Source organism: Sphingomonas sp. ID0503 (assembly GCF_048565625.1).
Taxonomy (GTDB): domain Bacteria; phylum Pseudomonadota; class Alphaproteobacteria; order Sphingomonadales; family Sphingomonadaceae; genus JBLZUR01.
In genome coordinates this window covers 2,572,220-2,592,657 of the sequence record NZ_JBLZUR010000002.1, presented here as the reverse complement: position 1 = coordinate 2,592,657, position 20,438 = coordinate 2,572,220, and the positions used below count along the sequence as shown (strand labels likewise).

At 63.5% G+C, this 20,438-nt stretch carries 17 protein-coding genes and 1 pseudogene; 11 read left to right on the top strand and 7 right to left on the bottom strand.

Annotated elements, in window-relative coordinates:
• Window positions 1-2 precede the first annotated feature (2 nt).
• On the top strand, window positions 3-368 hold the full coding sequence (locus ACM608_RS13660; RefSeq protein WP_419683898.1) for a low molecular weight protein tyrosine phosphatase family protein: 366 nt from the start codon (window positions 3-5) through the stop codon (window positions 366-368).
• A 148-nt stretch (window positions 369-516) separates the two neighbouring features.
• Here ACM608_RS13660 and ACM608_RS13655 read toward each other — a convergent pair.
• Window positions 517-1,271, bottom strand: a protein-coding gene (locus ACM608_RS13655) for an IS5 family transposase (protein WP_419681188.1) whose coding sequence is annotated in 2 segments (ribosomal slippage) — window positions 517-927 and window positions 930-1,271 — 753 coding nt in all. Because the reading frame shifts where the segments join, the coding sequence is not laid out codon by codon here.
• A 604-nt stretch (window positions 1,272-1,875) separates the two neighbouring features.
• Here ACM608_RS13655 and ACM608_RS13650 point away from each other — a divergent pair.
• Window positions 1,876-1,977, top strand: a complete 102-nt coding sequence (locus ACM608_RS13650) for an Arm DNA-binding domain-containing protein (protein WP_419683897.1) — start codon at window positions 1,876-1,878, stop codon at window positions 1,975-1,977.
• 459 nt (window positions 1,978-2,436) lie between these two features.
• Here ACM608_RS13650 and ACM608_RS13645 read toward each other — a convergent pair whose 3' ends face one another.
• On the bottom strand, window positions 2,437-2,628 hold the full coding sequence (locus tag ACM608_RS13645) for a hypothetical protein (protein WP_419683896.1): 192 nt from the start codon (window positions 2,626-2,628) through the stop codon (window positions 2,437-2,439).
• 192 nt (window positions 2,629-2,820) lie between these two features.
• Between ACM608_RS13645 and ACM608_RS13640 the strand changes: the two genes are divergently transcribed.
• Window positions 2,821-3,006 (top strand): hypothetical protein, encoded by a 186-nt coding sequence (locus tag ACM608_RS13640; RefSeq protein WP_419683895.1) that lies wholly within the window; start codon window positions 2,821-2,823, stop codon window positions 3,004-3,006.
• 331 nt (window positions 3,007-3,337) lie between these two features.
• Here ACM608_RS13640 and ACM608_RS13635 read toward each other — a convergent pair whose 3' ends face one another.
• The 4 genes from ACM608_RS13635 to ACM608_RS13620 all read right to left on the bottom strand — a co-directional run bounded on the left by ACM608_RS13635 (window position 3,338) and on the right by ACM608_RS13620 (window position 8,769).
• Window positions 3,338-4,108 (bottom strand): IclR family transcriptional regulator domain-containing protein, encoded by a 771-nt coding sequence (locus ACM608_RS13635; protein ID WP_419683893.1) that lies wholly within the window; start codon window positions 4,106-4,108, stop codon window positions 3,338-3,340.
• 245 nt (window positions 4,109-4,353) lie between these two features.
• The gene (locus tag ACM608_RS13630) at window positions 4,354-5,886 is read right to left on the bottom strand and encodes an MFS transporter (protein ID WP_419683891.1); all 1,533 of its coding nucleotides are present in this window, start codon (window positions 5,884-5,886) and stop codon (window positions 4,354-4,356) included.
• Between the two features lie 72 nt (window positions 5,887-5,958).
• Window positions 5,959-7,287 (bottom strand): NtaA/DmoA family FMN-dependent monooxygenase, encoded by a 1,329-nt coding sequence (locus tag ACM608_RS13625; protein ID WP_419683889.1) that lies wholly within the window; start codon window positions 7,285-7,287, stop codon window positions 5,959-5,961.
• 150 nt (window positions 7,288-7,437) lie between these two features.
• Complete coding sequence (locus ACM608_RS13620) at window positions 7,438-8,769, bottom strand: NtaA/DmoA family FMN-dependent monooxygenase (protein ID WP_419683888.1); 1,332 nt, start codon at window positions 8,767-8,769, stop codon at window positions 7,438-7,440.
• Between the two features lie 332 nt (window positions 8,770-9,101).
• Between ACM608_RS13620 and ACM608_RS13615 the strand changes: the two genes are divergently transcribed.
• The 7 genes and pseudogenes from ACM608_RS13615 to ACM608_RS13585 all read left to right on the top strand — a co-directional run bounded on the left by ACM608_RS13615 (window position 9,102) and on the right by ACM608_RS13585 (window position 18,060).
• On the top strand, window positions 9,102-10,487 hold the full coding sequence (locus ACM608_RS13615) for an MFS transporter (RefSeq protein WP_419683886.1): 1,386 nt from the start codon (window positions 9,102-9,104) through the stop codon (window positions 10,485-10,487).
• A 40-nt stretch (window positions 10,488-10,527) separates the two neighbouring features.
• On the top strand, window positions 10,528-11,286 hold the full coding sequence (locus ACM608_RS13610) for an SDR family NAD(P)-dependent oxidoreductase (protein WP_419683884.1): 759 nt from the start codon (window positions 10,528-10,530) through the stop codon (window positions 11,284-11,286).
• Window positions 11,287-11,524: 238 nt separating this feature from the next.
• Window positions 11,525-13,699 (top strand): TonB-dependent receptor, encoded by a 2,175-nt coding sequence (locus ACM608_RS13605; RefSeq protein ID WP_419683882.1) that lies wholly within the window; start codon window positions 11,525-11,527, stop codon window positions 13,697-13,699.
• Window positions 13,700-13,715: 16 nt separating this feature from the next.
• On the top strand, window positions 13,716-14,084 hold the full coding sequence (locus ACM608_RS13600; protein ID WP_419683880.1) for a nuclear transport factor 2 family protein: 369 nt from the start codon (window positions 13,716-13,718) through the stop codon (window positions 14,082-14,084).
• An 811-nt stretch (window positions 14,085-14,895) separates the two neighbouring features.
• A pseudogene (locus ACM608_RS13595) lies at window positions 14,896-15,042 on the top strand (PEPxxWA-CTERM sorting domain-containing protein); the annotation flags it as partial.
• Window positions 15,043-15,316: 274 nt separating this feature from the next.
• Window positions 15,317-16,462 carry an isovaleryl-CoA dehydrogenase gene (locus ACM608_RS13590; protein WP_419683878.1) on the top strand — a complete coding sequence of 382 codons (1,146 nt, stop codon included), beginning with the start codon at window positions 15,317-15,319 and terminating at the stop codon, window positions 16,460-16,462.
• Complete coding sequence (locus ACM608_RS13585) at window positions 16,459-18,060, top strand: carboxyl transferase domain-containing protein (protein ID WP_419683877.1); 1,602 nt, start codon at window positions 16,459-16,461, stop codon at window positions 18,058-18,060. The genes ACM608_RS13590 and ACM608_RS13585 overlap by 4 nt, the downstream gene beginning before the upstream one ends.
• 17 nt (window positions 18,061-18,077) lie before the next feature.
• Here the strand turns inward: ACM608_RS13585 and ACM608_RS13580 are convergent, their stop codons facing one another.
• The gene (locus ACM608_RS13580) at window positions 18,078-18,503 is read right to left on the bottom strand and encodes an endonuclease domain-containing protein (protein WP_419683875.1); all 426 of its coding nucleotides are present in this window, start codon (window positions 18,501-18,503) and stop codon (window positions 18,078-18,080) included.
• A 76-nt stretch (window positions 18,504-18,579) separates the two neighbouring features.
• Between ACM608_RS13580 and ACM608_RS13575 the strand changes: the two genes are divergently transcribed.
• Window positions 18,580-20,424 carry an acetyl/propionyl/methylcrotonyl-CoA carboxylase subunit alpha gene (locus ACM608_RS13575; RefSeq protein WP_419683873.1) on the top strand — a complete coding sequence of 615 codons (1,845 nt, stop codon included), beginning with the start codon at window positions 18,580-18,582 and terminating at the stop codon, window positions 20,422-20,424.
• Window positions 20,425-20,438: the final 14 nt, after the last annotated feature.

Here is a 20,438-nt window from a genome sequence, read left to right as displayed (position 1 = left end):
GGTTGAGCCGCCCACGCACCCAGACGGTACTGTTCGTGTGCAGCCAGAACAGGCTGCGCAGCCCCAACGCCGAGCAGGTGTTCTCGCGGCAGGACCAAGAGGTGGACTTTGCCGGCACCAATCACGACACCGACAAGCCGCTCACGGCCGAGCTGGTCGCGTGGGCCGACGTGATCTTCGTCATGGAAAAGGCGCACCGTAGTAAGCTGCAGCGACCCTTCCGGGCAGCTCTCGGGGGCAGGCGCGTGATCTGCCTGGACATACCAGACGACTACGACTTCATGCAGCCCGAGCTCGTTCGGCTGCTGGAGATCAAGGTGAGCCGCCACTTGCCTACAGTGCCAGCGACGCAAGAGCCGCAGGCTTAATCGACCAACTTATCATCGCGACTGAGCTGCGCGCCCCTGTGCTTAATGAACGGCCGGAGTTGGGACGTGCGCGGGGCAGCCTGAGCGGCCGGAAGTGGGTCGTTCACACCGGATCGGATGCCTCCGATCCGGTTGTTAGGGTCCGGACTCACAACCACCAGATGACGGTGGCGGCGAGGGCGATAGCGCTCATGAAGTTCTTGATGTTGCGATCGAAGCGGGTGGCGAGCCGCCTCCAGTCCTTGAGGCGGCAGAACATGCGCTCGATGACGTTGCGCTGTTTGTAGATGGTGCGGTCGTAGTCGTACTGGACCTTGCGGTTGCAGCGCGGCGGGATGACGGCCTGGGTGCCGCGCTGGTCGAGCCACTCGCGCAACTCCTGACTGTCATAGCCCTTGTCGGCGACGAGTTCGACGGATGGGGGCAGCGCCGCGATGCAGGTCTTGGCGACCTTGCAGTCGTGGACGTTGCCGGGCGTCAGCAGGAGGACGTGAGGGCGGCCCTTGGCGTCGCAGACGGCATGGACCTTGGTGTTCCGGCCGCCTTTGGTGCGGCCGATACCATGGGCCAAGGCCCCCCTTTTCCACCGCCTGCGCAGCGGTGGACCTTGATGCAGCTGCTATCGATGAACAGCCGGTCCGGCGCGTCGTCGGCGCCTGCCAGCGCGCTGAAAATCCCCTCCCAGATGCCGCGCTCGGACCAGCGCACGAAGCGATTGTAGAGCGTCTTCTTTGGCCCGTACACGTCCGAGCAGTCCACCCAGCGACCGCCGCAGCGGAGCGCATGCACGATCCCGCTCAGCACCCGGCGATCATCCACACGTGCCTTGCCGCGAACGTCCGTCGGCAGCAGTGGTGCGATCCGCTCCCACTGCGCATCGGAAAACCAGAAGAAATCAGCCATTCCACCGCCTCCACACCAACGCAGTGAATCACGATCCAAGCGGTAGCAAAAGCCGTTATTGGGTCCGGACCCTAGAGCAGAGAGTATCGCGTCTGGGTCACATGTGAGTGCGTTCGGCGTCGCCTTTTCGAAGCTCTCGTCGATGTGACCCATCGCAAGGAGGTACCGAGCCAAAGATTTCTGCGAGCGCTCGTCGGGTTGGATCGCGATGAGGAAGGCCGCAGCATTGCCGAAGTGCTTAAGCCTCGCTGCCGCTCGGAGGTTGGACTCGACATACGCGACTTCCAGGGCGGTCAAGGTCCGAGAAGCTATAGACCCGGGGAATGTAGCGAGATCCGGGCGTCTTGTGAATAAGTCGGATATCCGGAGCTTAGGTGCGAGTCGCTAGGACTCGGGATATCCCGTCGGCGCCCTCTGTATGTCGAAACGCTGATTTGACGACGGTATTCTGGCGGCACCCTCCTGACCCGCTCAGGAGATACCCCAATGCCCCTCAAGGAATGCGTAGCTCCCTAGGCTAAGCGTCGCCCCGCGGCTACAAGCTCGCCTACGGTGGCGGGCTCTATACCTACTGGTCCCGCCCAATAGCTCGCGCCTCTGACGGATGAAGTACCGCTACGCCGACAAGGAGAAGCTCCTCTCCTTTGGCCACTATCCCGCTCTGAGCCTCGCGGATGCGCGCCTGACGCGGGCCGAGGCAAGCTGACACTCGCGGCCGGCCGCGACCCTGGTGTGAAGGCGGCGGTGCCGGTGGGTCACCTTCGCGGAAGCGACGCGCGCATGGCACAATAGCCGCGTCGAGGGCTCGACATGGCGCATTCCGCCCGGATCATGGCGCGTTTCGACCGCCATGCCTTTCTGAGGATCGGCCCATCCTCCCTCTGCGCGGTCACCAGCGCCGACGTGCTGCATGATCCTCATGGTCTCGAGGGGATGGCCCCAACTCGATGTCAGCCGACGCCTCGAGGAGCATGTCAGCCAGGTTTTTCGCTGTTGCCATCCCGCAAGGCTGGGCGGACGCAGGATCCCTGCGGCTTATCTGGCGATCTGCCGAAGCCCAAGCCGCGGGTGCGGCACATGTCCCGTGTCGCGATCGACGAGCTGCCGCAGCTGGTGCGTGCCATCGACCGCTATGACGGCGAGGAGACCCCCAAGCGTCGCGCGATCACTCCTCTTCACGCTCCTCACCTGGGCCCGCACGAACGAGACCCGGCATGCGTGCTGGAGCGAGATCGAGCGCCTCAATGGAGCAGAGCCCATCTGGCGCGTCCCCGCCGACTGCATGAAGATGGGCCGCGAGCACGTCGTGCCGCTCTCCACCCAAGTGGTTGCGCTGCTCCGTGAGCTTCGAGAGCACGCCCCCCGCCTCCTACATCTTTCCGGGAGAGAAGCCCCGTAAACCCATCTCGCAGAACACCATGATCTATGGCTGCTACGGCATGGGGTATCACGGCATGCGATTGCGGTGCCCCGATGACGCCCTGCGATCAAGAGTGGCACCGTAGGGGACTGATAACCGTTCTCAGGCCTCGAGCAGAGGAGCACCCGGATGGGACGTGGTCGGATCGTGGCGGTGGTGCTGGTCACGCAGCAGGAACTTGACGCGCTCGGCGCAAGCCTAGATCGCGTGTTCCGGGTGGACGAGGTCCCGTGCATGAACGACCTGCTTGTCGCGATTGATGATGCGGATCGGGAGTACCGGCGCACTGTCCAGCAGATGCCACGCCAGCGCTGACGGAACCGGTTACCGGCCACGGGCGCAGCCTTCGCCCTTGCGACAGGTCATGTCAGATGAGAGTCAGCCGCCCCGGCATGCCTTCCCGGTTCGGCGTACCTTACGCTTGCCACCGACACTGATCGTCTTCAATCCTCCTCGAACTCGCCTGACTTGTCGCCGGTCGCGCGCTCGGGTGACGTATCTTCGACACGCCACAAGCCGAGCCTTCGTGAGTGATCCCGATAGTACATGTACGGTTATTAGAGAATTGACCGACCGCCTTCCGACACGTTCCCTACAGCAGAGGCGGAGTTTTCCCGTGAGATGGCGTACAGTACCAGGTCTAGGTTTAATTAACTGCCATCGAGCGAACGCTCTCTGCAATCTTGCTGGCCGAAACCCGCAGCGGCGTCGCGTAGCGTTCGATCGCGGTTTGCTGCTTCATCGCGGCATTGAAGTAAGTCATCGTCAGGACGGCTTCCGTATCTTCGTCGCACGCGATGGGAACTGCGATGGAGGAGGTTCGGGCCGAACTCGCACAAGGCCTCGCGCCATATCCGTTATGACGGACCTCCGTCACCGAGCGGCGCAGTGTCTCCAGCTCGACATGGCCCGTGTCCGGCCGCTCTCGATTTACCCAGGTGACGAGCTCCTCAAGTTCATCATCGGGGATCGTCGACAACAAAGCGTGTCCGGTAGCGCTGGTCAACAGCGGGATGGTTACTCCGGGATGGCAGAGATCGAACGTCAGCGACGTCTCCGCATGCGTGGATTCCCGCACCACCATCTGCGTGCCGACGCGAACCGAAACGAAGAGCGGCCAGCCCATCTGTCGGGTGAAATCGCTCATGTGCGGGCGGGCAACCTCGGCGATGCGGCTCTGTGCGTTGTAGCCATTGGCGAGCGATTGGACGAGCGCGGTGGGGCGATAGCGTTTGCGAGCCGGCTCTTGCTCCACCAGTCCTTCATGGATCAGCGTCTGGACGATCCGAAAAGCTGTTGGATAGGGCAGCTTTCCCTGCCGTGCGATCGCCATCATCGACAGTGAACCATGACGATTTATTGCCTGCAATACGCTGATTGATCGGCTGACGGCGCGAATTGGAACCCCGTTTTCCACTTTTCTCTGCGCTCCACTGTTGAGTTACATGTTCCTTTTCGTTGTCGGTATTGAAACTGGCGCAAGCTGTCGCTGACGCCGGCACAACGCCGAACGCCCTTTGAGCATCTCTCGACTATTCCTAGGTACCGCTCTCTTTTCGGCGGTAATCGGATGGTAACAAAGCGCAGGAAACGGCGCAACAGGCCTCGGCAGCAGAACGCGAATATCCGCGCAGTGGACAGATATGTTCGCAGTGTGGATAGTCAGCGGGCGGATAGAGGGTTCTCGTCCGATAGCGAACCCGCGCTCAGCATTGTCATGGCGACGAGCATTACCAAGGCGACCGGGATGCAGCAGAGATAGACGATCGCCGCGCCCTGCGCATAGGCGGCCTCCACCGCAGTACGCAACGCCGGCTGCAGGGCGGGCAGCATCGGAATCCGGCTCGGATCGAAGCCGGTCACTCCGGTAGCAGTGATATCAGCCTGAACGCTGGTGGTCAGGATCAGCCCCAGTACCGCCACACCCGCGATGCCGCCTAGCACGCGGAAGAACCCGACGAGCGCGCCCGCGGCCCCGACGATGCCGATCTTGGCTGCATTCTGGACGACGATCGTCAGCGTTTCTCCGGTCACGCCCAGCCCCGCGCCAACCAGTGCGACATAGACCGCCACCAGCAGAAATGAAGTGGTTTGCCCGATGGTCGCCAGCAGCACGAAGCCGCCGAGCAGGATTGCAGCGCCGACAATCAGCGTGGGCTTGTAGCGCCCGTGACGGGAGATGATCCGCGCTGTTAGCAGCGACGCGACCAGGCTTCCACCGGCCTCGGGAAGCGCCATCAGGCCGGCCTCGCTCGGGCTGAGGCCGCGTCCGATCTGTAGATAAGGGGCAAGAAACACTGCTGAGCCGAAAAAGCCGACGCCCGCACAGGCGCTGGCGATAACGCACAAGGTGATATCCCGGCTGCGAAACAGATCCAGCGGCAGGATCGGCAACGCGACCCGCAATTCGACCAGCGTCATCACGGCGAGCAGGGCGATAGCCAGCACTAGCAGGCCTCCGCCGATGGGAGAGAAAAAGCCTCGGTTGGGGCCTGTCACGGAGATCCACAACAGCAGCGCGATTACTCCCGCGGCAAGCAGGATCGCGCCGATCCAATCAACCTTGATCCGTCCCGCCGCGACGCGCGGCGGCAAGTGGAGGTTCCGCCGAAGAAGAAGGATCGAAATGATCGCGAAGGGGATGCCGATCAGGAAGCAGGCCCGCCATCCCAGATGTTCCGTGACGAAGCCGCCGATCGATGGCGCGCCCACAGTGGCCACCGACATCGCCGCGGCGCGGTAGCCGATCCAGCGGGCGCGAGCACGCGATGACATGATCGCGGCAGAGATCGTCTGCATCAGGACGATGATCCCGGCGGCGCAGATGCCGATGCCGACCCGGCACGCGATGATTACCCAGGGCGATGGTGCCAGGCTCGCGACGAACGAGAAGCTGACATAGGCGGCCACACAGACCTGCATCAGCAGCTTCTTGTTAAGCGCGTCCGAGATCCGCCCCCAGATCGGCGTGCTGACCGCCAGAGTCAGCATCGAGGCCGTGATGATCCATGTGTAGTGCGCCTGGGTGGCATGGAGATCAGCGGTTATCCGCGGCATCGCGGTCAGCACGATGAGGTTCGACAGATGGGCGACGAACAACGACGCGGTGAGCGCGATCATGGCGAGCGCAACCTCCCGCTCGGTCATTGCCGGCGTGGCAGGCGTCGGCGGAATGTGGCCGGCCGCGATCGTCAACGTGGCCGCTCCTCTGGGCATTGGTCGAACCTCATAAAGTCCCCGTGAGAGCGCTCACCGTCGAAGAGCCGGTTAGTTCAGAAGGTTGTCCCGCATGGTCGGGCCGGCATATTCCTTGCGCATGAGGCCGCGACGCTGAAGCACGGGAACGACCTCGTGAACAAAACGCGCAATGCCACCGGGGACGCCGACCTTGGTGGAGACCATGAACCCGCCGTTCGCGCCGGTGCCGTAGTGCACCTCTTCCATCCTGTCGGCGATCTGTTCGGGGGTTCCGGTGAAAAACGCAGGCGCGGCCATGCGCGTCATCGCGTAATCGCCGATCGTGGTCTTGCTGTCGGTCATCCGTAGCGCGAGATCGAGATAGCCCCAGTTCGGCCCCGCGCCCGTCTCCTTCAGTTCAGCGACGGTCTCATGCACCGTTCGGCGGGGGTTCATGGGGAAGCCATCGACGCCCCACCATTGGCTGAGAAAGACATGTGCCATGCGCGGCGGGATGGAGTCCGCGACCTTCCGGCGGTCCGCCTCGGCCTCCGCCTCACCGGAAACGACATGGAACGGTGCGCTCCAGAGGATGCCGACATCGCGCGGCGTTCGCCCTGCCGCGATCGCTGCGGCGTCCAGCTGAGCACGGTGGGCGGCCATGCCTTCGAGATTGCTGGAGGAGGCGAATTGCATGTCGGCCCAGCGGCCTGCCAGCTTCATCCCGGATGGTGACTGGCCGGCCTGGATCTGCACCGGCCGGCCCTGCGGGCATGGGGCGCAGGGGAGCGGTCCCATGACCTTGAAGAATTCGCCCTCATGGTCGATCCGTCTGACCTTGGCAGGATCGGCAACGCGGCCGGTCTCGCGATCCCACAACATCGCATCCGGATCGACAGACCTGAACAGCTTGTCGACGACGTCCTGGAATTCCTCGGCCCGGCGATAACGCCATTCGTGATCCGGCGTCGTGTCGTAGCCGAAATTCTGGGCCTCTTGCGGGAAGCCGCTGACCACCGCGTTGTAGGCGATCCGCCCACCGGTGACGTGGTCGATGCTGGAGTAGAGTCGCGCGACGTTGAAGGGATGATGGTAGGTCATCGACATGGTGGTGACGAAGCCGAGATGCTTGGTGACGCCCGCCATTGCGATGGCCATGGGCAAGGGGTCGTGGCGGGGCCAGGCCACCCCCCACTCGACCGTATCGTCGATCTGGCCGTCGATCATCGGCGTTCCCGCCACGTCGGCGAAGAAGGCGCCGTCGAACCTGCCATGCTCCAGCAGGCGGGCAAGATCGAGGTACAGCGACGGATCGCCGTACATGCCGTGGCCGTTCCACGACCCCGGATAGCGCCACTTCGCCAGCGTGTGGATCAGTGAGATGTCGCAGACGAGGTGGATCAACTCCGATCGGGCCATGAAAGATGTTCCTGTTGTGCGCGCGGTGCGCTGGCCCCGCCGTGAATGCCATCATGCGGATGTGCGGTTTGGTTCGGAAGGATAAAATTCGAACTGATCGGACGACGGATAGTGTTGATCAGATTCGCGCGGAGGACAGCCTAGACAACGTCAATAGACGCATAGGTTTTCGCGCATCGTCTTGCCTTCATATTCGGTCTTGTAGAGACCGCGCTTCTGAAGGATCGGGACCACTTCGTGCACGAAGCGGGAAAGACCGCCCGGCACGCTGGTCTTCGACGCGATCATGAAACCGCCATTGGCGCCAAGAGCGTGGTGCTCCTCCTCAATCATGTCGGCGATCTGCTCCGGCGTCCCGACCCAGCCGCCGGGCGGCGCCACCCAGTTCTTCACATACTCGCCGATGGTCGTGGTTGGCTCGGTATTGGCGACCGCATTGTCGATATACGACCAGTTCGGGCCGACGCCGAGTTCCTTCACTTCGGCGATCGTGTCGTGGACGGTTCGGGCCGGGTCCAGGCGGTAGCCATCAAGCCCCCACCACTGGCTGAGGAAGACGATGCCCATCTGCTCGGGGACCGCGGCGATCATTTTCTGCCGATTGTGTTCGGCTTCCTCAGGGCCGGAGACGACGTCGAACCCCTTGGCCCACAGCACGCCGAGATCGCGGGGCTGGCGGCCGGCGGCGATCGCCGCATCGTCCAGCTTTTGCCTCAGCGCGATATCGCCCTTCAATGATCCGGTAGCCGCAAACTGGAAGTCCGCCCAACGTCCCGCAAGCTTGATGCCGGAGGCCGACGCCCCCGCCTGGATCTGCACCGGCCGTCCCTGTGGACAAGGCGCGCAAGGCAGCGGCCCCATCACCTTGAAGAATTCACCCTCGTGATCGATGCGTCGGATCTTGCTGGGATCGGCGACGCGCCCGGTCTCATGATCCCAGAGCATCGCGTCGGCGTCGACGGACTTGAATAGCTTATCAACGACTTCGAGGAATTCTTCGGCACGGCTGTAGCGCCATTCATGATCCGGTGTCGTGTCGTAGCCGAAATTCTGCGCTTCCTGCGGAAAGCCGCTTACCACTGCGTTATAGGCGATCCGTCCCCCGGTCACATGATCAATGCTGCTGTAAAGGCGCGAGACGTTGAAAGGGTGATGATAGGTCATCGACATGGTGGTGACGAAGCCAAGATGCTTGGTGACACCGGCCATTGCGATCGCCGTCGGCAACGGGTCATGGCGGGGCCAGGCCACGCCCCATTCCACGGTGTCGTTGGGCGACCCGTTGAACAGTGGCGTGCCGGCGACATCGGCGAAGAACGCGCCATCGAACCTGCCGTGTTCGAGAAGACGGGCGAGATCGAGATACAACGAGGGATCGCCGTACATACCATAGCCGTTCCACGCGCCGGGATAGCGCCATTTCGCCAGCGTGTGGATGAGCGAGATGTCGGCGACGAGGTGGATCTTCTCAGAGTAGGACATGATTCCCCCAGGCGGCAAAATCGGATGCGGTCCCCGTCGATAGCTTTTTACATCGGCCTGCGGTCAAGGCGGGTCTGCCCATTTTGATCGAACGACGGATAGCTGGAAGTCGCGACCGCGGCCGGGCGCGCATGATCGCCACCGGCCCGCAGATTTGTATTCGTGCCGTGGATAGTCCGACAGTCGACGGCGACCTTCTCCCAACCTCTGGTAGCTTCGATCGGGCCGGAGCGGCGACAGCGCGCGATTCCGGAGATCTGGAGAGGCCTGAGGGCGCGTGCGGTAACGCGCACGCAACCTTGTGACCCCGTAAGCGGGCGATGGAGGCTGGCATGACGAACACGACGCCGCAATCGATAGACAATGACGATGCGCCGACCGAGGGCGCCGCCATGAAGTTCCCCGATTACGTGAAGTACGGGATCGGCATGGTCGGCAACCAAATCATGCGTGACGTGCCGTCTTCACTGCTTCTATTCTATATGACCAATACGCTGCTGATCTCGCCGGCCCTTGCCGGATTTGCGATTCTGGTCCCTAAACTCTGGGTGATCGTAGCGGACCCGTTGGTCGGCATGCTCTCCGACAAGACCCGCGGGCGCTGGGGCCCGCGCAAGCCCTACCTTTTTGCCGGCTCGATCTTCTCCGCCCTGATGTTCGTGCTGATGTTCACCGTCCCGATGCCCGCCTCGCCGTTGCTGGCGACGCTGCTGATCGGAGCCTGCTACCTCCTGTTATCGACCGGATACTCGCTGTATTCGGTGCCTTACCTCACGCTAGCCGCCGATCTCGGAAGAACGCAGCGCGAGCGCACCCTGGCGCTCGCGTACAAGCATTTCTTCTGTCTGGCGGGCGTAGTGATCGCACTGGGTATCGCGCCCTGGCTCGTATCGACCTTCGGGCAGGACAAAGGCGCCTATGGCGTGATGTCCGCCGTGCTGGGTATGCTGCTGTTCGTTACCACCATGACCACGACCGTTCTGGTGCCGGTCAGGCAGGCCGATCCGAACACGCCGCCGATGACCGGCAACCTCCTAAGCCAGATGATCGGCGCCTTTGATCATCGACCATTCCGTATCGTCTTCACTGCGGCCACGCTGCAACTGCTTGGCTTCGGCGTGAACGCCGCAATGGGCCTCTACTTCACGATCTACATCATGAAGATGCCCCTGGAAGTCGCTGGTCTGGTGGCGACGGTCAGCGTGGTGGGTGCGGTGGTTTCGCAGCCGCTTTGGGTGAGGCTCGCGACCCGCTGCGGCACGATCCCCGCCTATCGTATCGCGACAATATCGGCTGCTATATCCTCCACGCTCATCCTGCTGGTGCCTGCCGGCGCGCTCGCGCCTTACCTGGCGCTCGGTTTCGTGGGCGGAATGACGACCTGCGGCTTCACCATGATGTCCTTTTCCTCGTTGATCGAGGCAATCGCCCTCGACGGGCCGGACAGCAATCGCAAGGCGCTCTTCGCCTCTGCCTACACCGCGATGGAGAAAGCCATGCTGGCTGTCGGCGGCTTCCTCACCGCGATGATCCTGTCGCTCTCCGGCTTCATCCAAGGGGCGGACGCGCAACCGGCTCAGGTCATGACGACGATCGTGTTGGCCAATGTCGCCTTCCCGTCGACGCTCAAACTCCTCAGCCTTTTCGTACTGGCGCGGTACGAAGGTCGCCCGCCGCCCGCCCGACACTTCGAAGCGGTAATCGAGGCGGCAGAGTAGCTCCACAAGCTTCGCCCGCCCCATCTGTTCAGGATCCCAAATGAACGCATTCGCCGGCAAGATCGCCGTCGTCACCGGCGCGGGCGGCGGCCTGGGCAGCGCCATGGCACGCGCCTTCGCTGCAGAGGGCGCCACGGTTATTCTTGCCGATGCCGATCTCGAAAGCGCCGCTTCCGTCGCTCAAGGCATCGGCCCCGCAGCGCATGCGGTGCACCTCGACGTAACAGATGAGGAAAGCTGGACCGCCCTGCTGGACCGCGTCGAAGCATCGGGTGAGCTCGACATATTGGTTAACAATGCTGGGATCTATCGCCCCAACATCCCGTTCGAGGAGATGCCCATCGAGACCTGGAAACTGCACTTCGCGGTGAACAGCGATGGCGTCTTCCTGGGATGCAAACATGCCATCCTACGCATGAAGCCTCACGGCGGCGGAGCGATCGTGAACATCGGCTCGGGCATGTCGATCCGGGCCAACCCGATCGGGGCAGCCTACTGTGCCTCCAAGGCGGCGGTGTTGATGACCACCAAGACGGCTGCGGCGGCTGCTGGACGCTATGGCATTCGGGTGAACGCGGTTCTGCCGGGCGCGGTCCCGACCGACATGCTGATGGGGAATGTCGAAGGTGGCCAGGATCCGGGCATCTTTCTCGACCAGATGAATGAGGCCTGCCTGCTCGGCCGGATGGCGACCCCGGAAGATATCGCCCGAAGCGTGCTCTTCCTCTGCGACCCTGCAAACGCAGCGATCACTGGCGTTCACCTACCCGTCGATGGCGGCAATCTGCCGGGGAATTGATCCACCACTGTTCGCCTGCCGAACAGACGTGGCGGGATGAGGCGGCCAACTCGGGTATTTATCCACTTTCCGATCATCTTTTTGCGAATCGCTAGATGAAGAAAGCCGGCGCGATGACATTCGGCGTAGGGACAAAGCACGCCGGACAGGCGAGGCTCGTCGCAGGGAGCAGGTGAATACGCCGCCCCAGGATCCATCGGGAGAGATGCCCCAACGCAGAGCTCAATAGGGGGTCATCATGAAGATTTTGCATGTACTGCTTGGAAGCGCGGCCGCGATCCTGCCGCTTACCGTTCACGCGCAGGCCGAGATTGCCCTTGCGGAGACAGCGGCACCAAGTCCCGACGGGCTCGAGGAAATCACCGTGACCGCAACCCGGCGGGCCTCCTCTCTGCAATCCACACCAGTCACCGTCTCCGCGCTGAGCAGCGAAGATCTCAGCAAGTTCGGCATCGTCCGCGTCGATCAGGTCGCGGCGCAGGTGCCGAACTTCTACATGCAGCCGGGCATCGCAAACGCATCCACGATCTCGCTCGCCATGCGCGGCCGCGGCGACAACGCGGGCGGCTTCGGCACGACCGAGCAGCCGGTCTCCTTCTACTTCGACGACGTCTATCAGGCACGTCCTTCCGCCGTGAATTCCGAGCTGGCGGATATCGAACGTATCGAGGTGCTACGCGGGCCGCAGGGTACGCTGTTCGGACGCAACTCGATGGTAGGCGCAGTCAACGTCATCACACGTACCCCGGACAATGAGAGCTACGGAACCGCTGCGATCTCGGCCGGCAATTACCGGACCTTCGGCGTTAAGGCCTCGCTGGGCGGCGCGATCGTCCAGGATGTACTGGCCGCATCCGTCTCCGGTGTGTTCAAGGACCAGGGCAAGGGTTACATGTACAACCGAGCCACCGGTCGAGATATCGACGAGCGTGATTTTTGGGGTGTGCGGGGCAAGCTGCACTTCTATGGTTCCGACATCTGGGATGTCGTCCTTACCGTCGGTTACAACCACAATAGGAACGACGGCTTCGTTGCCAGCCCTACGCTGTTGGATCCGCTGCGACCGCTGACGGGGCATCGTCGTGACACTGCTACCACCGCACCCCAGGAAGGCTTGACCAAGAACCCCTCCGCCAGCCTGCACGTCGTAGGCGACTTCGGTGACGTTACGGTGAAAAGCATCACAGGCTGGTCGAAGGTCGATGATAAATGGAGCGTCGATCTCGTCGGCGGGACCGTAGACAAGTTCGGGGACTACACCCTGGCCTATGGCCGGCAGAGCAAGATAAAACAGCATCAGATCACCGAAGAGCTGCAGCTGTTCGGTGACGCGGTGGACGAAAGGTTGAGCTGGATCGTTGGAGGATTCTTCTTCACGGAGACGACGAAGCAGTCTTTTAACGATACGATGTTCGGATATTTCGATACGAATCCCGCCACACCGAACTTGTACATTCCCCTGACGGAAAAGTTTTATCGCAACAAGGCAGACAGCTACGCGGCCTATGCTCAGCTCGGGTACAAGTTTACCCCCGACCTTGAGCTGACGGTGGGCGGTCGATATACATACGAGACAAAGGATATCTCCGGTTATTTCGCACCGCCTTCCGTGACGGATCCGGGCACCTATGGCGATGACACCAGCTACAAGGCGTTCACCCCGAAGGTGGGGTTGAACTGGCAAGTCACCCGGGACAGCTTCCTTTATGCTTCTTACGGCAAGGGTTTCCGCGCCGGAGGATACACGGCGGCGGCCGACAGTCGGCTCGTCGGCGAAACGCCGACCGGCCCCGAAAAGGTCGAGGCTTATGAGATCGGCGTAAAGAACGAATTCGCCAACCGCCGCGTCCGGCTCAACCTGACTGCGTTCATGAACGACTTCAAGGATACCCTCGTCGGCCGGTTCATCCCGGGCACGGCAATCACGGTGATGTTCAATGGCATGGCATATCGCGTCGTCGGCCTCGAACTTGAGTCGAACCTCCGTATTGTAGATGGCCTGGATATTTACCTGAACGGCGGTATTCAGGACGCCAGTCGCTTCGACTATCTCCCCGATGCGCAGATCACACAGCCGCTCGACATTCCGAAATACTCGGGCACCGTTGGCTTCCGCTATGAGACGCCGGTCGGCGGCGGCTATTCACTTCGCTTTGGTGCCGATTACGCCTTCCGGGACGGGACCTGGGGCACCCTCGATCGGCAAGCCGGCACCAAGTATTCGAACGTGCGGGAACTGAATGCGGAAATTTCAGTGCTTCGCGATGACGGCTGGAAGCTGAGCCTGACCGGTCGCAACCTGGCAAACCGCTTTCAGTATCAGAACAATCTCAACTTCGGCTTCATGGGCGCCTGGGGTCGGCAACCGCTTTTGCCCCGGACCGTCAATGCTGAACTCAGCTACAAATTTTGATCGAAAGGCAATCACGATGGTGACGACGGAGATGGTCGTGGCACGGGAGGGGGCGCGGCGTGCCGCCTTGATTGCCGGCGACCGTGAGGCAATGGCCGAAATCCTGGCGGACCGGCTGATCTGGACGCACGCGAATGGCCGCGTGGATACTAAGGAAAGCTATCTGCCAAGTGTCAGCGTCTCAGCGTTCCGCGTGATCGATCCGATCGCTCAGAACATCGCGCTCCTCGGCTCGGCGGCCGTGGTGAAATCGGAATTCGCGATGACCATTCACCCGCCGGGCAAGGAGCCGGTCGCGCTCCGCACGTTCGCCCTGGGAGTCTGGGCGCTCGGAGACGATGAAGTGCTGCGCCTTACGCATTTCCAATCCGGCATCATGGGCTAAGCCTGCTCGCATGAGGCGCGCGACCAAGGGAGGCCGATAAGGTCCCTTCCATATCGCCGACTTCAGCCACCCGTTCGTGTCAAATGCCAGGCCTCCGCCCATGATGGCTCCTATCGATCCGGGAACCGTGCTGACCACTTTGCGCGTTGATGCAATCGAACGGTCCCACGTTTGACGAGCGTGACCTCCACACGTTGTTCAACGGCTGCAAAATGGGGCTACGCCAAATAGATATGAGGGGCACGGCGCGCGTGGTACCGGACTGCGCAAGGCAGAGCAGGTTATCCCTTCCTGCCGATTAAGTCGCGCGCTTGGTAAGGCCACGATCGCCGAGGCTCAATACGTCGTTTCGCGATCATGCTTCATAGCCAGCGCTTCGTTGAGGCCAGTCCGGCTCCCGCCTGAACCGTCGCTGCCTGGGCCGCGCTACCGATCACGACAATTTCGACGCGGTCAGCCGGGCGGATCGCGATCGATCCTGCACGCCGGCCACTTGGAGATACGTTACACGTTACGCACTACCCTGATCGCGACTGGTGCGATCGCGCTCACCTGCACCACGGCGCCGGCATAGGCCGCGCAGATCGTCACCTTCACCTTCACGGACGGCATCGGCGCATTTGGTGGCGACTTCGACCTGAGGCCCCGCGGCGCCGGCCAAGGCTTCGACATCGTGGTCAGCTTCGTGGACACGACCAAGGCCGATCTGGCGATCGGGGGAACGGCAAACCCGCAGGGCTTCTTGGGTTTTACTTCGGCGGATGCGATCAGCAAGGTCCGCTTCGTCACGCGCAACGGCAGCAGCGAAACCTACACCTTGGATAACCTGCGCTTCGCCGAACCGACGCCCGCCGTGCCAGAAGCAGGAACTTGGGCAATGATGATCAGCGGCTTTGGCCTCATCGGCACAGCTGCGCGCAGGCGCCATGGCAACGCGCGCCTGGCAGGCGCCCTTTAGGAGAAGATGACTGCCTACGATCCGCTTCGAGCCGCGGCCGGGTGGGAGGGCAGGGGCCGTGTCGAGTTTCGGCATAGGGCTTGCGCGAGAAGTTCGCTTGCGCTCCTTGTACCCACAGTAGCCGAGCCGAACAGGCAAGTCGTCCGCCAAGCGGGCGCGCTTGGCTGCCCATTCGGCAAAACGGGGCGCATGATCACGTTGGTGCGTGCGTTGCCGGAAAGTTGGGTTATCAGGGTCCGCTGGCCGGCTGTAAGTCGCTGGGAGCAGGAGAGGAATGATGAGTCTCGATTTCGCGCTCGGCGAAACGGCGGACATGATCCGCGAGAGCACGGCGCGGTACGCGGCGGACCGGATCGCGCCGCTGGCGGCCGAGATCGACGCCAAGGACTGGTTTCCGCGTGAGCTGTGGCCCGAAATGGGGGCGCTCGGCCTTCACGGGATTACCGTGCCGGAGGCGGATGGCGGACTGGGGCTCGGCTATCTGGAACATGTTGTCGCGCAGGAGGAGGTGGCGCGTGCGTCGGCCTCGATCGGCCTCAGCTACGGCGCGCATTCCAATCTCTGCGTCAACCAGATCAGCCGCTGGGGCAATGCCGAGCAGAAGGCGCGCTATCTGCCCAAGCTGATCTCGGGAGAGCATGTCGGCAGCCTGGCGATGTCCGAGGCGGGTGCCGGGTCGGATGTCGTATCGATGAAGCTGCGGGCAGAGAAGGTGCGCGACCGCTACGTCCTGAACGGCACCAAGTTCTGGATCACCAACGCACCCTATGCCGACACGCTGGTCGTCTATGCCAAGACCGGCGAAGGGTCGAAGGGCATCACCACTTTCCTGATCGAGAAGGGGTTCAAGGGTTTATCGATCGGGCAGAAGATCGACAAGGTCGGGATGCGCGGGTCTCCTACAGCCGAGCTGGTCTTCGACGATTGCGAGGTGCCCGAGGAGAACGTCATGGGGCCGCTGAACGGCGGTGCGGGCGTGCTGATGTCCGGCCTCGATTACGAGCGGACGGTGCTGTCGGGCATCCAGCTCGGCATCATGCAGGCGTGCCTCGACGTCGTGCTGCCCTACGTCCGCGAGAGGAAGCAGTTCGGCAAGCCGATCGGGGCGTTCCAACTGATGCAGGCGAAGATCGCCGACATGTACGTCGCGCTCAATTCGGCGCGGGCCTATGTCTATGCGGTGGCGCGGGCCTGCGATGCGGGCAAGACGACGCGGTTCGATGCGGCGGGGGCGATCCTGCTGGCCAGCGAGAACGCGATGAAGACGGCGCTCGAGGCGGTGCAGGCGCTGGGCGGGGCGGGGTATACGAAAGACTGGCCGGTGGAGCGCTATATGCGCGATGCCAAGCTTCTCGATATCGGCGCGGGCACCAACGAGATCCGCCGCATGCTGATCGGCCGCGAGCTGATCGGGGGATGAGCGCTCCCGTCCTCGATTCCAAGCTCTCGCGGCACGGCGAGGCTTTCCGCGCTAACGCCGCTCACAACCGCGCGCTGGCGGAGGCGTTGCGCGCCAGGGTTGCCGCGACCGCACGCGGCGGCTCGGAGAGCGCGCGTGAGAAGCATGCGGCACGCGGCAAGCTGCTCCCCCGTGATCGTGTCGAGCGTCTGCTCGACTCCGGTTCGCCGTTCCTCGAAATTGGTCAGCTCGCCGCCAACGGCCTCTATGGTGACGAGGTGCCGGGGGCGGGGATCATCGCGGGGATTGGCCGCGTCTCCGGGCGGCAGGTGATGATCGGGTGCAACGACGCGACGGTTAAGGGCGGCACCTACTTCCCGATGACGGTGAAAAAGCATCTTCGCGCTCAGGAGATCGCGCTGGAGAACAATCTGCCCTGCATCTACCTGGTGGACTCGGGCGGCGCGAACCTGCCCAATCAGGCGGAAGTCTTCCCCGACCGCGACCATTTCGGCCGCATCTTCTATAACCAGGCGCAGATGTCGGCGCGCGGCATCCCGCAGATCGCCTGCGTGATGGGCAGCTGCACGGCGGGCGGTGCCTATGTGCCCGCCATGTCCGACGAGACGGTGATCGTGCGCAATCAGGGCACGATCTTTCTCGCCGGGCCGCCGCTGGTGCAGGCGGCGACGGGCGAGGTGATCTCGGCCGAGGATCTGGGCGGCGGAGACCTGCATGGGCGGAGGTCCGGCGTGGTCGATCACGTCGCCGAGAATGACGAGCATGCGCTGACGATCGTGCGCGACATCGTCTCCACGTTGCAGCCGGATCGCACGCCCGATCTCTATCTGCGCGAGCCGGTCGCGCCGAAGTACGATCCCGGGGAGCTGTACGGCATCGTGCCGCAGGATGTGCGTGCGCCCTATGACGTGCGCGAGGTGATCGCGCGGATCGTCGACGGGTCGGAGTTCCACGAGTTCAAGGCTTTGTACGGCACCACGCTCGTCTGCGGCTTCGCGCATATCTGGGGGATGCCGGTGGCGATCCTCGCTAATAACGGCGTGTTGTTCTCCGAAAGCGCGCTGAAGGGTGCGCACTTCATCGAGCTCGCCTGCCAGCGGCGGGTGCCGCTGCTGTTCCTGCAGAACATCTCCGGCTTCATGGTCGGCGGCAAGTACGAGGCGGAGGGGATCGCCAAGAACGGAGCGAAGCTGGTGACGGCGGTGGCGACCGCATCCGTGCCGAAGATCACCGTGCTGATCGGCGGCAGCTTTGGCGCGGGCAATTACGGCATGTGCGGGCGGGCCTATCAGCCGCGTTTCCTGTTCACCTGGCCCAATGCGCGGATCAGCGTGATGGGGGGCGAGCAGGCGGCGAGCGTGCTGGCGACGGTGCACCGCGACGCGGCGCGGTGGACGGCGGAGGAAGCGGAGGCGTTCAAGGTGCCGATCCGGCAGAAGTACGAGGACGAGGGCAATCCCTATTACGCGACTGCGCGATTGTGGGACGATGGGATCATCGACCCCGTGCAGACGCGCGATGTGCTGGGCCTCGCCTTTGCGGCTGCGCTGAACGCGCCGGTCCCGGAGAGCGCGCGGTTCGGGGTGTTCCGGATGTGAGGGGGGACGTGGTTCCTTCAGTCCTCCCCGAGCTTGTCTCGGGGAGGGGGACCACCCGCAGGGTGGTGGAGGGGCAGGCGCGAACGCGCCTTTTCAAGAATGCCGTGCGTGACGGCATCGAGGTCGCGCAGGATATCCGCAGCGGGAACCCGCATCGTATATATGCCATGCGATCCGAACCAGGCATCACGAGCCGCGTCACGGTTTGGTCGATCGCCTCGCGCGTGGGCTTCGCCATCGACCTCGATCGCAAGCCGGGCATCGCTGCAGTAGAAGTCGATGCTGTAATCTCCAGATGGATGCTCCCGTCGGAATTTGAGACCGCCGGGGCGGGCGCGAAGCACAGCCCAGAGCAAGACTTCCGGCAAGCTCATGTCTCTTCGTCGCGTCCGCGACGTGCGAGCGGCACGAGCACTCGGCCTTGGCGATCGGTCCTTGAACATCGCGCTTGCCCCTCCACCATGCTTCGCATGGTCCCCCTCCCCGAGACAAGCTCGGGGAGGAGTTGAGAGACGTTCCATGATGCGTTCCCTGCTTATCGCCAATCGGGGCGAGATTGCCTGTCGGATCATCCGCACCGCGCGGCGGCTCGGTATCCGCACGGTTGCGGTCTATTCGGATGCCGACGCCGATGCGCTCCATCTCCGGCAGGCTGACGAGGCGGTGCATATCGGGCCGTCACCGGCGCGGGAATCGTACCTCGTCGGTGAGCGGATCATCGCTGCGGCCAGGAGCAGCGGGGCCGAGGCTATCCATCCGGGCTATGGCTTCCTGTCCGAGAACGCCGAGTTCGCGAAGGCCGTGCAGGATGCGGGGCTGATCTGGGTAGGGCCGAACCCCGCGTCCATCACCGCGATGGGGCTGAAGGATGCCGCCAAGGCGCTGATGAAGCAGGCGGGGGTGCCGACCACGCCGGGTTATCTCGGCGAGGACCAGAGCGCCGAGCGGCTGAAGGCCGAGGCCGATGCGATCGGCTATCCCGTGCTGATCAAGGCGGTCGCGGGCGGCGGCGGCAAGGGGATGCGCAAGGTCGATGCGGGGGCGGACTTCCTCGACGCGCTCGCCTCCTGCCGGCGCGAGGCGGCGTCTTCGTTCGGCAACGACAATGTCCTGCTGGAGAAGTGGATCACCAATCCGCGCCATATCGAGGTGCAGGTGTTCGGCGACACCCATGGCAACGTCGTCCACCTGTTCGAGCGCGACTGCTCGCTGCAGCGTCGCCACCAGAAGGTGATCGAGGAGGCGCCAGCGCCCGGCATGGATGCGGAGACGCGGGCGGCGGTCACCCGAGCGGCCGTGGATGCGGCGAAGGCGGTCGATTATGTCGGCGCGGGGACGATCGAGTTCATCGCCGACGGATCGGAAGGTCTCCGCGCCGATCGCATCTGGTTCATGGAGATGAACACCCGGTTGCAGGTCGAGCATCCGGTGACCGAGGCGATCACGGGCCAGGATCTTGTCGAATGGCAGCTCCGCGTCGCCTCCGGCGAGCCGCTGCCGAAGCGCCAGGACGAGTTGTCGATCGAGGGGTGGGCGATGGAGGCGCGGCTTTATGCCGAGGATCCGTCTAAGGGTTTCCTGCCCTCGATCGGGCGGCTGGACACCTTCGAGATCGGCGGCGATTGCCGGATCGACACCGGCGTGGAGGAGGGGGCGGACATCTCGCCATTCTACGATCCGATGATCGCCAAGGTGATCGCGCATGGCGCGGATCGGGAGGCGGCGCGGCGTTCGCTGGCGGCCGCGCTTTCCGGCACGGTGATCTGGCCGCTCCGAACCAATGCCGGCTTCCTGGTGCGTGCGCTCTCACATGCGGATTTCGTCGCGGCGCGGCTGGATACCGGGCTGATCGGGCGAGCGGGGGATGCGCTGATGCCGCCCGATCGACCGGGCGACGCGGGGCTGGCGCGCGCGGCGGAGGCGCTTGTGGGAACGCCGATTGGGCCGGTCGGCTTCCGCCTGAACGCGTTGCCGCGCGGGGAAGCAGGTTTTCTCCTGAACGGCGTTCCCGTTCGGGTCGCGTTCGATCCTGCGAAGGCAAAGGAGGCGGCCAGCCCCGCCGGTTTGATCGTAGAGGCCGGGCAGGCCTGGAAGCTCACGCCGTGGCGGGTCGAAGGGGCGGGTGGACAGGGTGCGGGCGACGGCGCGATCCTGTCGCCGATGCCGGGCCGGATCATCGCGGTCGCGGTCGCGGCGGGCGACAGCGTCACCAAGGGGCAGAAGCTCGTGACCGTCGAGGCGATGAAGATGGAGCACAGTCTGGTCGCGCCGTTCGACGGCACGGTTGCGGAACTCAACGCGCGCGAGGGCGGGCAGGTGAGCGAGGGCGCGCTGCTCGTGAAGGTCGCCGCGAGCGAGGGCTGAGGCGGAACCCTCTG